Source organism: Anaerobacterium chartisolvens (assembly GCF_003337415.1).
Classification (GTDB): Bacteria; Bacillota; Clostridia; order Acetivibrionales; family DSM-27016; genus Anaerobacterium; species Anaerobacterium chartisolvens.
On the sequence record NZ_QPJT01000009.1, the window covers coordinates 13,300 to 26,720 of the forward strand.

The following is a 13,421-nucleotide window of genomic DNA, read 5'->3' on the forward strand; positions in this document are numbered from 1 at the left end:
GGGAGCAGCCATGACAGCTTTAATAGTATGTAACGGGACAATAAAAGATTATTCATGCTATGGCAGGTATTTTGAGGAGGCCTCATTCATCATAGGCGCGGACGGCGGTGCATGTCACTTAAGGAGGTTCGGTATTATGCCCCACCTTCTTTTAGGAGATTTTGATTCTATATCAAAGGACGACTACGAGTATTTTGCGGGATTGGGGACAGAGCTAATAAAATACCCTTCGGAAAAGGACATGACGGATACCGAGCTGGCAATTGAAGCCGCCTTTCAAAGGGGCTTTAAAAAAATTATAATAATAGGTGGCCTTGGAACGCGCATGGATCACTCGCTGTCTAATATTTTTATATTAAAAAGCATGTTTGACAGAGGATTGAAGGGAATTATAGCGGATGAAAGGAACGAGATAGAAATAATAGACCGGGTTGCTGTGCTTGAAAAACAGGACGGAGTTAAGGTGACTCTTCTTCCCCTCACCCCGAAGGTAGAGGGTGTTACCACAGAGGGGCTTTATTACCCGCTGGATAATGCCACTTTGCACATGGGCTCAACCTGGGGCGTAAGCAACGAGTTTGCCTGCGAGACAGCGCGTGTCACTATTAAGAAGGGGCTTATGCTGCTTATAAGGTCAAGAGACTGACCAATTGCCCAAAAACAATATTTTTAAAATAATATATTAAAAAAATAACAGCTTCTTTATCAAAGAAGCTGTTATTTTTTGGAATAAACTTGTACAACCTTTAATAATTATAGTTAAATACTTTTTACATAAGGGGAGATTGCTTTGAGAACGGAAGATGAGAATGCCATAAGAAATACCAGACTGCAAAGAGACATTATGCCGTGTATAGCGCAGACCGTCAGGGCAGCTTTGGAAAAAATCGCCTGGGGCCAAAGGGATTCCATTCAGGAAATAAGGCTCAGAGCGTCAAAGCCTCTTATGCTGCATAACTTAAGGGGAGATTGGTTTGTACATAACGACGGAGGCTTATCTAAGGATGCCCTTAGGGCATATACAGTGAGTCAGGGAGAAGTTGTCTGCACTCTTGAATTGATGAGCCAAAACTCAATTTATGCCTATCAGGAGGACATAAAAAACGGATTTATAACGCTTAAAGGAGGCCACAGGATAGGTCTTACCGGAAGGGTTGTAATGGACGGGAGCAATATAAAAAATATTAAGGACATTTCGGGCCTAAATATAAGAATTTCAAACGAAATAAAGGGCTGCGCCTCCGGGGTGGCAGGCTATATCACAGACCACAGGGGCGGCGTATACAACACGCTGGTTATATCGCCTCCTCAATGCGGGAAAACCACCATTTTAAGAGATATCACCAGAATACTGAGCGACGGAATGCGCGATTACGGCTTAAGAGGCTTCAAGGTTGGAGTTATAGATGAAAGATCAGAAATAGCGGCCTGCTTTAAGGGAGTTCCGCAAAACAGTCTGGGGGTCAGGACGGATGTTCTGGATGCCTGTCCTAAAACACTGGGTATGGAAATAATGCTGAGATCCATGTCTCCCGAAATCATTGTCACCGACGAGATAGGCAATCAGGGCGACAGCGATGCAATACTCAAGGTTGTAAACGCAGGAATAAAAATAATAACCTCGGCGCATGGCTACAGCATATCAGAAATGAAGGCAAGGCAAGAGGTTGTCAGCCTCATGGAGCAAAGGATTTTTGAAAGGTATATTGTCCTCAGCAGTATTAACGGTCCCGGTACTGTGGAGGAGGTTATAGACGGAATGACAATGAAGAAAATATATTGGAGGGATCTCAAATGCTGTTAAAAATATTGGGCAGCTTTCTGGTTATCGCCGCGTCCTCTTTTTTAGGGTATGTTTTATCCGCCGACTGCTCAAAAAGGCCGCAGGAGCTTAGAGCTATGCAGGCTATGCTGCATATGCTTGAAAATGAGATTGCATACCTTTCAAGTATTCTCACGGAGGCCCTTGAAAGGCTGTGTAAAAGCAACTGCGGGAGAGTATCGGTATTCTTTGAAGCAACGGCCTGCAATCTGAAGGGTGGGGCAATGAGCGGCGCAGAAGCTTGGGCGGCGGCAGTAAAGGATAATGTCAGGAAAACCTCTTTGAATTCCGAGGATGCACAAATACTTTTATCCTTTGGAAATATGCTTGGCAGCTCCGATCTTGAGGGCCAGATTAAAAACATCAGACTTACCTTGGATCAGTTAAAGCTTCAGGAGCAAAAGGCTGAGGACAACAAAAAGAGGTATGAAACAATGTACAGGACGCTGGGGGTTATGGGGGGAATAATGCTTGTCATAATTTTCATATAAAATAAAGCCGGGCAATATGTAATGGGCAATACGACACACAAATAGAATAAAAAATAAGGGGACAAAGATAAATTATGGGAGTAGATTTGATTTTTAGAATAGCTGCCATCGGCATACTTGTGGCAATATTGAATTCCCTTCTTGAGCAGACAGGCAGAAAGGAAGTAGCGCTTATGACTACTGTAATAGGACTGGTTATAATATTGCTTATGGTTTCAAAGGAAATTGTAAACTTATTCAATACCGTTAAATCCTTATTCCAGTTCTGACAAGAAAACGGAGGGGCAAAAATGGATATGCTTCAGATAGTGGGCTTGGGTATGACGGCCACCATCCTTATAACAATGCTGAAGTCCCAGAGGCCGGAGATTGCGGTGCAGCTCAGCGTAATAGCAGGAATAGTAATATTTATGCTTATATCGGCAAAGCTCATGGCTGTTGTGACTTTATTGGACAACTATACAAAGAAGGCTGATATTGACTTTGAATTTTTGTCAACACTTCTTAAAATTATAGGGATTGCTTATATAGCCGAGTTTGGAGCAGCAGTATGCAAGGATGCCGGTGAAAGCTCAATAGCTTCAAAAATAGAGCTTGCGGGCAAGGTAATAATTATGGTTATCGCTGTACCTATTATAACCTCCTTGCTGGATCTTGTTGTTAAAATAATGCCATAGGCTTTATATGGCTGTATTGTGAGGATGGATAGCATGAATGCAGGATACAAAAGATATATAAAACCGGCAGTATTTATAGCGGCACTGCTTTGGCTTCAACTGGCGGCTCCGCTTGCAGGACATGCCGTAAATGGTTATGCAGGCGCGGAGGCCGGCATAAATGAGTCCATTATTAACGAACAGGCTAATTCCGATCACATGTTGAATATGCAGGCTCAGATAGATAAATACTCTGGAGAGGGATTAAACGAGCTCCTTCCGGGATATAGCACCGATAAGCTGATGGACAAGGCAGCATCGGGCAACCTGGGGCTGGATTTAAAAGATATAACAGAGCGGGTTGCAAAATACCTGTTCCGGGAATTTTATGAAAATACCGATGTACTCATTAAGCTTATTGTGCTTGTAATACTGTGTGCCGTTCTGAAAAACCTTCAGGCCTCCTTTTTAAGTGAGAGTGTGGGAGAGCTGGCGTTTTATGTATGCTACATAGTGCTGGTATCTGTAATGCTGACAAGCCTCAATACCGCAATAGAGCTTGGCAAAGGCATTATAGACGATATGGTTTCATTTATGCACTCCTCCATACCTGTCTTGATATCCCTGCTTGTTTCAGGGGGAAATATTACATCCGCCGGGGTATTCCAGCCCATTCTGGTAATGATCGTGCAGGTAACCGCCACCATAATAAAAAATGTATTTATACCTCTTGTTTTTTTATCGGTAATTGTATCCATTGTAGACAATGTTTCGGATAAGATACAGATCTCACGGCTGGCCCAGTTCTTAAAGCAGGTAAGCGGGTGGGGGCTTGGGCTCATATTGACAATTTTTATAGGCATTATATCCATACAGGGCTCACTTGGAGCCGTTGTGGACGGGGTAGCCAGCAAAACCGTCAAATTTACCATAAGCGCCGCTATTCCGGTAGCAGGAAAATACCTTGCCGATGCGGCGGATACCGTTATAGGCTGCACCCTGCTTGTAAAAAACGCTGCCGGGATTGCCGCCATGATAGGTGTTATAGGTATATGCATACTGCCTATTTTAAAAATTTTTGTTCTGCTGCTTTTATACAGGATTACCTGCATATTGATTGAACCAATAGCGGAAAAGCGCGTTGTAAACTGCTTAAACGAAATGGCGGGCTCGTTGACATTTATACTTGGCCTGACCGCGGCGGTAGCCTTCATGTTTCTGTTTTCAATAACAGTTATTATAACGGCCAGCAACATAAGCACAATGATAAGGTGATGGGGTAAAGATATAAGAATTAACTCACCCCCGGCCCCTCTCTTTGCAAGAGAGGGGAGGCAATACTTTTCTATACCCCCCTCTTTTGAAAAGAGAGGGGGGCAGGGGGGTGAGTGCCGAAGCGGAGCATAACAATTATAACGGCCAGCAACATAAGCACAATGATAAGCTGATGGGGTAAAGATATAAGAATTAACTCACCCCCGGCCCCTCTCTTTGCAAGAGAGGGGAGGCAATACTTTTCTATACCCCCCTCTTTTGAAAAGAGAGGGGGGCAGGGGGGTGAGTGCCGAAGCGGAGCATAACAATTATAACGGCCAGCAACATAAGCACAATGATAAGGTGATGGGGTAAAGATATAAGAATTAACTCACCCCCGGCCCCTCTCTTTGCAAGAGAGGGGAGACAATACTTTTCTATACCCCCCTCTTTTGAAAAGAGAGGGGGGCAGGGGGGTGAGTATATAACAAAGTGAGGGGGGGGATTTTTTGATTGATTTTTTGAGATCATGGATTTTTAATATAGTTTTTCTGGCAATCTTTATAGTGCTGATAGAAATGCTTATACCCTCCGGCAAAACAAAAAAGGTTGTGAATCTGGTTTCTGGCTGTATAATGCTCATTGCAATTATAAACCCTCTTCTTGGAATTGTTGGCCGCGACATAGACATGAAGGGCTTTCAGATAGAAACCGGCAACTTTATTGACAGAAAGGAAATTGAGGCACAGGGAAAGATTTTAGAGGAGGAAAGAATGAAGCAGATAGTAAAGCTTTATAGAGAAAAGATAGTTTCGCAGTTAGAGGGCAGTGCCATGGAGGTAAGCGGTGTTGCCGGGGCAAACGCGGATGTGGTTATAAACGAGGATTATGGCTCGGATAAGTTTGGAGAGATTAAAAAGGCATATGTAAGAGTGAGGCTTCAGAAGGAAAATGACGGCATAAAGCCTGTTGCGAAGGTTGGTAAAATAGTTATTGACAAGCAAGAGCGCACAAATGAGGAGCCTCTTGAAATGGACAATGATATTAAAAGGCAGATGGAAGGCAGGATAGGCAGCCTTTTTAATTTAAGCAGTGAGGATATCGTTATTACTCTTATGGAAGGTATGGGAGGATAAAATGGCTTGGAAAAGTAGATTTTTTGAATATGTGAAAAAGCTGTTGAATGCCGAGAACAAGAAAAAAACCATGGAAAATGCCGTAATTGTAGTGATTATCGGAATTATTGCAATAATTGCGGGAGGTGCGTTCTTTACGACTGATGGCAGTAAGGATAGGAATAAGGCAGAGAGTGAAGCCCAAGCACAGGAGGTGTCACAAGAGGTGTCACAGGAAGTGGGTAAATTTACGCGGAAGGATGACGGTGATGAGCTTGAAACAAGGGTAGAAAAGGGACTGTCTCAGATAAAGGGGGCAGGAAGGGTTACTGTGCTTATTACATATGCCTCAGGCAACGAGAGGGTTCCTGCCGTCAATGCCAAGAAAAATGACAGCAGCACCGATGAGAAGGACAGCGGAGGAGGAGAGAGAACAATAACCCAAAACAGCTATGAGGCAGAAATGGTGTATGAGGAAGCGCAGGGAGGGGGGAAAAAACCGGTATTTTTAAAGGAGCTTACGCCTCAGGTAAAAGGAATTGTTGTTATAGCCGACGGTGCCGGAGAGCCTCAGGTAAGAGAGGCCTTAAGCAGGGCGGCAATGGTGCTTATGGATGTGCCGGCACACAGAATACAGGTATTTGAAAGAGAAGAATAACAAAATCTTTACAGCATCTATAATAAAAGGTTGGACACGTGAATATATTATTACTAAATTAGTGTAAGGGAGGGCTTTTTGTGTTAGTTTTTAAAAGAAAACAGGTAGTAATTTTGTCTCTTGTATTATTGTTACTTGTTGCCGGGTACCTGCAATATACCTATAACCAGAGCAGTAATTCAACTGCGGATAAGGAGAGCATAAAGACGGGGGAAGCGGTATATGTAGACAAAAATGAAAGCGCGGCGGATACCGGGAAGGATGATAAGCCGGAAAAATCGCTGAAGGCCTCAAAGAAAGCCGAGGATTTCTTTGCACAGGCAAAGCTCGATAAGGAAATGAGCCGCAGCAAGGATACCGACAGCTTAAAAGAGATTTCCGAGGATCCCAATGCCACAAACGAGGCTAAGGATAAGGCATATGAGCAGAGAATGAAAATTGTCGCAAGTTCAGAAAAGGAAATGAGAATTGAAACTCTGATAAAAGAAAAGGGCTTCGGAGATGTCATAGTGCTTTTAGGTGATGATGACAGCCTTGATGTAATAGTCAAAGCTCCAACCCTTACCACCCAGCATGTGGCGCAAATCGCCGATGTGGCATCCAGACAGGCACAAATACCTATAGGCAGCATTCATGTAAAGAATATTTTTTAAAATGCATATCCCAAAAAAACACAGCAGGCGACGAAAACAGGCGATAGATGAAATTTATCTATTGCCTGTTCTTTAGCTTTAATGATATAATTTGTATTTGTCAGACAGGCTGTATTTTTATAGATTGGGGCTTTTTAGGTGGGTAAATAATTTTTCGGCAGGGAGGGATATAAATGGATGAAGCTGTTGAAAGCATTGTAAATGACAAGGGCTCTATTAAAATTTCAGATGAAGTGGTGGCCATAATAGCAGGCATTGCAGCTACTGAAATTCCTGGTGTCGCAGGAATGAGCGGAGGCATTGCCGGAGGTATTGCGGAAATGCTGGGAAGAAAAAATCTTTCTAAGGGTGTAAAGGTGGAGGTTGGAGAGAAGGAAGCGGCAATAGATTTATATATAATCGTAGAATATGGCTCCAGGATTCCGGATATTGCTTGGGAAATACAGGAAAAAGTTAAAAAAGCTGTACAGACCATGACAGGGCTTGATGTGATAGAGGTCAATATTCACATTCAGGGAGTTAATATAGAGAAAGAGCATAAAAAAGAAATTATAGATGAAGCTGCAAGAGTCAAGTAATAACTGCCCCCTCAAGTGCCGGCGGTATTAAGGATGTAAAAAAAGGGAAGAATATATAAAGCTTTCAAGGGTTTTGTCCGATAAAATACTGCCGACGGGGTTTATTTTTTCAGAATAATAGAATATAATGGTAATGCTTAACTTATTTTTAGGCTTCTTTGGAGAAGAGGTGGATAAACTTATGAATATTTTGTTTAGGGTTTTGCTTACAATTTATGGCTTCTGCCTTGCGGTTGCCTCTTTGATTGTGGCATGGGTTGCAGTCAGGCCGCAAGTTTTCAACAGTATAGCCCGCTATATGGGTTATAACATCCTGCGCAATAATGGGCCAAGAGTGATGATGTTTTTAATTGCCGTGATTTTTCTTGCTTTAAGTATAACCTTTCTTTTGTCGGGAATAAAAAGCAGCAAGGATAAGAAATGTGTCAGCAGGTATACTAACATAGGCGAAATAAAAATATCCTTAAATTCCGTGGAAAGCATGGCACTCGCAGCATCGAGGAGGCTTAACGGCGTTAAGGAAACCAAGGCTTTTGTTTCAAAATCAAATGATGGCATATCCATCGCTATAAAGGCTGTAGTTCTCGGAGATATCAACATACCCGCGCTTTCAGAGGATATTCAGGTTAAGGTTAAAAGCGCTGTGGAGGAAAGCACCGGCATAAAGGTAAATGACGTAAAGGTATTGGTTGAAAACATATATACCGGATATAAGGCAAGGGTTGAGTAGATTTGGAGGTATTAATGCTATGGACAAGGAAAAGCTGGTGCAGTTTTACAACTCGCATAAGGGCGGAGTCAACGGTGCTATAGTAGGCTTTGTATTAGCCTCCGTTATATTGATAATAGGGTTCTTAAATACTCTGTTTATTGCAATATTTGTTGGAATAGGGTATTATATTGGCAAGAAGCTTTCCGAAGACAAGGAATATATTAAAAACCTGCTTGACAAGATTCTTCCGCCGGGTACATACAGGTAGCCGCTGGGTACATACAGATAAATTGAGCTATTTTACCGACATTCATTATATTAACTTTAGGACTTACGGGAGGTAAGCATTTAATGGGACGCAGGGTATCCAGAGAAACTGCCATGAAGCTCTTATACCAGCTTGAGATCCACAATGACGATATGCAGGAGCAAATAAAAGCTGCTTTTGAGGATCATGCCTTTTCAGAAGCTGATAAGAAGTACATTAACGATGTTGTTTAAGGTGTTTTTGATAACAAGGAATATATCGATAGGCTGGTGGAGAAATACTCCAAGGGATGGAAAATAAACAGAATATCCAGAGTTGACATTTCTATTCTAAGGCTGAGCATATATGAAATAGGCTTCAGAGATGACATACCCTTTAACGTTTCTATAAATGAGGCTGTTGAGCTGGCTAAAAAGTACAGTAATGAGGAAGCAGGGGCTTTTATAAACGGTATACTGGGAAAAATACCTAAAATGCGTGCTCTGCCGGAAGAAAATGAAGCGGGAAATTAAAATTACACTATATGGCTTGCCTGCTGTAATATAATTTAGCCAGTTTTATGCGGACCGGTACTTAGTAAATTAAGCCGGTTTTTTATGTGTGGCTGTGTAATTTATACTCTTTTTTAAAGAATTTTTCAATGCCCCTTTATAAGCGGCGCTACATTATTAAAACAGTGAGGTCGTATGAACTATGTACTATCAGTATCGGAGATAAACAGGTATATAAAAGAGCTTATATCGAAAGACATGATAATGTCGGGCCTTTGGGTAAGGGGAGAAATCTCAAACTATAAGTATCATTATTCGGGACATATGTATTTTACGCTTAAAGACGAAAAATGCCTGATTAAATGTGTTATGTTCAAATCCCATGCCTCCGCTCTTAAATTTGAGCCCGAAAATGGGGGAAGGGTAATAATAAAGGGCTATGTTTCGGTATTTGAGAGGGACGGGCAGTATCAGCTATATGTTGAGGAAATGCAGCCCGACGGAATAGGAAACCTGCACATGGCCTTTGAGCAGCTTAAAAAAAAGCTCTTTGAAGAGGGTCTCTTCGATGAAGCAAACAAAAAGAGGCTTCCCTTTTTGCCCCGTGCTGTCGGTATAGTAACCTCTTCCACCGGTTCTGTTGTGAGAGATATAATAAATATATCAAGCAGGCGTTTTAGAGAAATTGAGCTTAAAATTTTCCCTGTCGCGGTTCAAGGTGAGCAGGCGGCCGGCCAGATTTCAGGTGCAATCAAAAAATTAAACCGACTTGGCTGTGTCGATGTGATAATTCTTGCCAGAGGAGGAGGCTCTTTAGAAGAGCTGTGGGCCTTCAACGAAGAGGTTGTTGCCAGAAGCATTTTTAATTCCGTTATTCCCGTTGTATCGGCAGTAGGACATGAGACTGACTATACAATTTCAGATTTTGTGGCGGATGTAAGGGCTCCGACACCCTCTGCCGCAGCAGAAATTGTAATCCCCGAAAGAGCTGTGCTTAAGGAGCGTATTATGCTGCTGGAAGCCAGACTTAAGAACGGAGCTTCGGCAAAAATACAAAATGAAAGAGCACAGCTTGAAAGGCTGAGAGCAAGCTCTGCCTTCAGGCAGCCCTATGACAGGCTCTATCAGGAGCGCATGAGGCTTGATACGCTTAACAGGTATATGCATAAGGCAATGCTTTCGGTAATGGAAAAAAAGAGGTCGGATTTAAGCCTCCTGATAGGGAAGCTTGATGCCTTAAGCCCACTCAGCATTATGTCGAGAGGCTACGGTGTTATAAGGTCGCTTGAGGATGGGGAGGTTGTAAGGTCGGTTAAAGCTGTAAGGGAAAATGAAAGGCTTTCTGTAGAGCTTTTTGACGGAAAAATAATCTGCAGGGCAGAGGATATAAAAATCAATCCGGGCCTGTAAATATGCCCAAGCATGAAGGAGGTTAAGGAGTTTGAACAAAAAGGAGCTTGCTTTTGAGGAGGCTGTAAATGAGCTTGAGAATATAGTGGCAAAGCTTGAAAAGGGAGAGCTTCCGCTGGACGGGTCAATAGAGATTTTTCAAAGAGGGATTGAGCTGTCCAGATATTGCGGCAAAACCTTGGACAGCATGGAGAAAAAAATAAGCATATTACTGGAAGACGGCAGCGGCGAAATCAGAGAAGAGCTGTTTGATTCCCCGGAGGCTTAAGAATGGATTTTAAGTTAAAATGTGACGGATGGATTAAGCTGATAGAGGACACTCTTGCAGACTTCATGGAAAAGGCTGCCCGCACGTCACAGCCTTGTTGCAGAGCAGGATCAGAAAAAAGCATTTACGAGGCTATGCGCTACAGCCTGATGGCAGGAGGAAAAAGACTGAGGCCAATGCTGGCATTGGCGACCTGTGAAATGCTTGAGGGTGATATTAACGATGTGCTGCCTTACGCCTGTGCCGTAGAAATGATACATACCTATTCTCTCATACATGATGATTTGCCGTCTATGGACAACGACAGCTACAGAAGAGGAAGGCTTACGAATCATAAGGTATACGGAGAGGCAACGGCGATACTTGCCGGAGATGCCCTTCTCAATTACGCATTTGAAATTATGCTGGATCATGCTATGGGCTCGGATAGCAATATGGGAGCCAAAGTAAAGGCTATGGGCATAGTGGCTAAGGCCTCCGGCGCTTCAGGCATGATAGGGGGACAGGTTGTAGATTTGGAATCGGAGGGGAAAAACATCCCTTTGGAATTGCTGCAGTACATGCACAGCCTTAAAACCGGCGCGCTTATAAAAGCACCCGTAATGGCCTCGGGAATCATTTGCGGGGCCGGGGGAGAAAAATTGGAGCTTTTGCGCCTGTATGCCGAAAGACTTGGGCTGGCATTCCAGATTAAGGATGATATTTTGGATGTGGAGGGGGATTTTTCCCTTCTTGGAAAGCAGACCGGAAGCGACGAGGCAAAAGGTAAATCGACCTTTGTAAAGCTGCTGGGGCTTGAGGAGTCAAAAAAAAGGCTGGCATCAATTACCGATGAAGCCGTACATGCTTTAGATTACTTCGAAGGAAAGGGCGTCTTCCTGCAGCGTCTGGCAAGACAGCTTCTGGAAAGGAAAAATTGAGGTGGATGTCGTGGATTTTTTTATAAAGATTTTTTCGAACAAGGCTATTATTGTTCCTGTTATAGCATGGTTTATTGCCCAGAGCATAAAGGTTGTCAGTGTAATAATAACTCAACGCAAAGTTGACTTTACAAGATTTATAGGCTCTGGAGGAATGCCCAGCTCCCATGCTGCGTTTGTTGTTTCATTAGCTACCGTCACAGGAAGAATAAAGGGCTGGGATTCCGTAGAGTTTGCAATATCCCTTGCGCTGTCTCTTGTTGTAATGTATGATGCAGCCGGTGTTAGAAGAGCGGCAGGAAAACAGGCTCAGGCATTAAACAAGCTTATTTATTCACAAAATGAGGTGCAGTTTGACGAAAGCTTAAAGGAGCTTTTAGGGCACACCCCTTTTCAGGTTATAATGGGAGCAGCTCTGGGTATTTTAACAGGTCTTTGGCTTGGATAGTTGGATAGATTGAAGTCAAAAGGTCTTTTTGCCCCGCTATTCATATTATTAATGAGAGATTCTTTGAAATATGGACTTAGCTTTAAAAATACAGCTGCTATAGATTCAAATCAAACCTTATTTATTCTTTAAACAATAATGTTTATATGTTATAATTCTTACTTGTAACATTGTACGGGATAAAATTCATTTTCCCGGAAATAAAATTTGACAAATTTAATTTGTAAATAAAACAGGGTGGTGCAGTATCCTAGTCAGATCCGCCGTTCCTGAAGACGGGCCTAAAAATCCGTTTAAGGGCACATCGATGAAGTTCCTGGTGTCGGCTTGTTACGCCCAGTAGTGGGCTGATGCTGGGAGTTAAGGCTTAGGGGCGATCTGCAATGGCATGCAGGCGTTGACCCCTCTGCCGTGGAGACCCTTACTTTTGGAAGAAAAGTCGGGGAAGCAGGCTGAAATTTCGGCTTGTTTCCTTGCCACCTCGACCACGATAAGGGATTAAACCTGTTAGGCGGTACTTTAAAAGGTGCTGTGAACAGAGTAGCCTGCCTTGAGTGGGTTTGGTGGATAGCGGATCAGATGCCGGAATATTGGCCGATATAACGGCATTATCGCTGCTTGAAACCAAATTTGCAAAAGAGGCTAAGGAACTGGCCGGACTGCAGGGGAAAACCTCTAGGCTGTTCGATTTTCGAGGCATATTGAAGATTGCAGTGTGGACTAAGTGGTGATCAGGCTTCATTTAAGGTAACTTAATGACGGAAGGGTTAAAGGGAAACCGCAAATTTGGCGACATTTTTGTAACTTCTGGGGAAATCCTGCCTGACCTAAGCCGCAAAATTTATTCAGTATGCTACCACCCGTTTTTATTATATATTTGGAGAAGCTGTATTGTTAATTGGAGGGTTTTTATATATTGGACGACAACCATAAGCAGCCTGACGATGAGAAGAAAGTCAGGTTTAGAATGAATATTTTAAGCTCGAGCAAGGGAAATAACTTATGGAATCTTATTGTCACTGTCATATCCTTTTTACTGTCAGTGTCAATGACATATGTTTCTTACAGGATTCTAAAGAATGCCCATGTTGTTATAGCGTTCAACATAGTTTTTTTAATTATAGTAGTAAGCATAATTTTTGACACAATAGGAACGGCGGTGACTGCGGCAGATGAAGCTCCTTTTCACGCAATGGCGTCAAGAAAGCTTTATGGCGCAAAACAGGCCATTGCACTGGTAAGAAATGCCGACAAGGTTTCCAACTTCTGTAATGACGTAATAGGAGATATTTGCGGGGTTATAAGCGGTACTGCCACCACTTATATACTTATAACCATAATAAAGGACGGCAGCTCACCTGAAACCAGCATAGCGGGGCTTGCAGCCACAGGCCTTGTAGCGGCCATGACTGTAGGAGGCAAGGCGGTAGGAAAAACCATTGCCATCTCAAACAGCAATTATATAGTATATAAAGCCGCAGTTGTGATAAAATTTATAACAGCAAGACTCAATATAAAAGTCTTTGGCTTAAAAAAAAGCAGCAAAAGAAATGGGGATGCTAAAAAGCAGAAGAAAGAACAAAAGTAAATTGAAGGCGGGATGAAAATTTTTGGATATAAATGCAGATAAGCAATGCAGCATTAATTGTGCAAACACAGTCAAAAGTGAATTTTTAA

General features: G+C 42.6%; 18 protein-coding genes and 1 pseudogene. All 19 read left to right on the forward strand.

Translation table 11 applies throughout. From position 1 onward, the window contains the following. Positions 1–10 precede the first annotated feature (10 nt). The 19 genes and pseudogenes from DFR58_RS09065 to DFR58_RS09150 all read left to right on the forward strand — a co-directional run bounded on the left by DFR58_RS09065 (position 11) and on the right by DFR58_RS09150 (position 13,332). The gene (locus tag DFR58_RS09065) at positions 11–646 is read left to right on the forward strand and encodes a thiamine diphosphokinase (RefSeq protein WP_114297527.1); all 636 of its coding nucleotides are present in this window, start codon (positions 11–13) and stop codon (positions 644–646) included. 144 nt (positions 647–790) lie between these two features. Beyond that, on the forward strand, positions 791–1,804 hold the full coding sequence (gene spoIIIAA, locus DFR58_RS09070; RefSeq protein ID WP_479722735.1) for a stage III sporulation protein AA: 1,014 nt from the start codon (positions 791–793) through the stop codon (positions 1,802–1,804). Beyond that, positions 1,795–2,313 carry a stage III sporulation protein SpoIIIAB gene (spoIIIAB, locus tag DFR58_RS09075; RefSeq protein WP_114297528.1) on the forward strand — a complete coding sequence of 173 codons (519 nt, stop codon included), beginning with the start codon at positions 1,795–1,797 and terminating at the stop codon, positions 2,311–2,313. The genes spoIIIAA and spoIIIAB overlap by 10 nt, the downstream gene beginning before the upstream one ends. A gap of 74 nt (positions 2,314–2,387) precedes the next feature. Further along, positions 2,388–2,582 carry a stage III sporulation protein AC gene (gene spoIIIAC, locus DFR58_RS09080; protein ID WP_114297529.1) on the forward strand — a complete coding sequence of 65 codons (195 nt, stop codon included), beginning with the start codon at positions 2,388–2,390 and terminating at the stop codon, positions 2,580–2,582. A gap of 21 nt (positions 2,583–2,603) precedes the next feature. After that, positions 2,604–2,990 (forward strand): stage III sporulation protein AD, encoded by a 387-nt coding sequence (gene spoIIIAD / locus DFR58_RS09085; protein ID WP_114297530.1) that lies wholly within the window; start codon positions 2,604–2,606, stop codon positions 2,988–2,990. Between the two features lie 33 nt (positions 2,991–3,023). Further along, the gene (gene spoIIIAE, locus DFR58_RS09090) at positions 3,024–4,244 is read left to right on the forward strand and encodes a stage III sporulation protein AE (protein ID WP_114297531.1); all 1,221 of its coding nucleotides are present in this window, start codon (positions 3,024–3,026) and stop codon (positions 4,242–4,244) included. A gap of 488 nt (positions 4,245–4,732) precedes the next feature. Next, positions 4,733–5,359, forward strand: coding sequence for a stage III sporulation protein AF (gene spoIIIAF, locus DFR58_RS09095; protein ID WP_114297532.1), 627 nt, complete (start codon positions 4,733–4,735; stop codon positions 5,357–5,359). Position 5,360: 1 nt separating this feature from the next. After that, positions 5,361–5,996, forward strand: a complete 636-nt coding sequence (locus tag DFR58_RS09100) for a stage III sporulation protein AG (protein ID WP_114297533.1) — start codon at positions 5,361–5,363, stop codon at positions 5,994–5,996. An 80-nt stretch (positions 5,997–6,076) separates the two neighbouring features. Next, positions 6,077–6,649, forward strand: a complete 573-nt coding sequence (locus DFR58_RS09105; RefSeq protein WP_114297534.1) for a SpoIIIAH-like family protein — start codon at positions 6,077–6,079, stop codon at positions 6,647–6,649. 173 nt (positions 6,650–6,822) lie between these two features. Further along, on the forward strand, positions 6,823–7,227 hold the full coding sequence (locus DFR58_RS09110) for an Asp23/Gls24 family envelope stress response protein (RefSeq protein WP_114297535.1): 405 nt from the start codon (positions 6,823–6,825) through the stop codon (positions 7,225–7,227). Between the two features lie 181 nt (positions 7,228–7,408). Further along, positions 7,409–7,957: an alkaline shock response membrane anchor protein AmaP gene (gene amaP / locus DFR58_RS09115; RefSeq protein WP_114297536.1), complete on the forward strand. Its 549-nt coding sequence runs from the start codon at positions 7,409–7,411 to the stop codon at positions 7,955–7,957. Between the two features lie 19 nt (positions 7,958–7,976). Further along, positions 7,977–8,207, forward strand: coding sequence for a DUF2273 domain-containing protein (locus tag DFR58_RS09120; RefSeq protein WP_114297537.1), 231 nt, complete (start codon positions 7,977–7,979; stop codon positions 8,205–8,207). 83 nt (positions 8,208–8,290) lie between these two features. Beyond that, positions 8,291–8,719, forward strand: a pseudogene (nusB, locus tag DFR58_RS09125) (transcription antitermination factor NusB). A gap of 174 nt (positions 8,720–8,893) precedes the next feature. Continuing rightward, positions 8,894–10,108: an exodeoxyribonuclease VII large subunit gene (gene xseA, locus DFR58_RS09130; protein WP_114297538.1), complete on the forward strand. Its 1,215-nt coding sequence runs from the start codon at positions 8,894–8,896 to the stop codon at positions 10,106–10,108. Between the two features lie 31 nt (positions 10,109–10,139). Beyond that, entirely contained in the window at positions 10,140–10,376 is a 237-nt protein-coding gene (gene xseB / locus DFR58_RS09135) for an exodeoxyribonuclease VII small subunit (RefSeq protein WP_114297539.1), read from the forward strand. Positions 10,377–10,378: 2 nt separating this feature from the next. Next, a complete protein-coding gene (locus DFR58_RS09140) occupies positions 10,379–11,296 on the forward strand; it encodes a polyprenyl synthetase family protein (protein ID WP_242987506.1) in 918 nt (305 codons plus the stop codon). A gap of 10 nt (positions 11,297–11,306) precedes the next feature. Beyond that, positions 11,307–11,744, forward strand: a complete 438-nt coding sequence (locus tag DFR58_RS09145; protein ID WP_114297540.1) for a divergent PAP2 family protein — start codon at positions 11,307–11,309, stop codon at positions 11,742–11,744. A gap of 563 nt (positions 11,745–12,307) precedes the next feature. Beyond that, entirely contained in the window at positions 12,308–12,475 is a 168-nt protein-coding gene (locus DFR58_RS21825) for a hypothetical protein (protein ID WP_170138097.1), read from the forward strand. Between the two features lie 185 nt (positions 12,476–12,660). Continuing rightward, on the forward strand, positions 12,661–13,332 hold the full coding sequence (locus tag DFR58_RS09150) for an Mg2+ and Co2+ transporter CorB (RefSeq protein WP_114297541.1): 672 nt from the start codon (positions 12,661–12,663) through the stop codon (positions 13,330–13,332). The last annotated feature ends 89 nt before the right edge of the window (positions 13,333–13,421 follow it).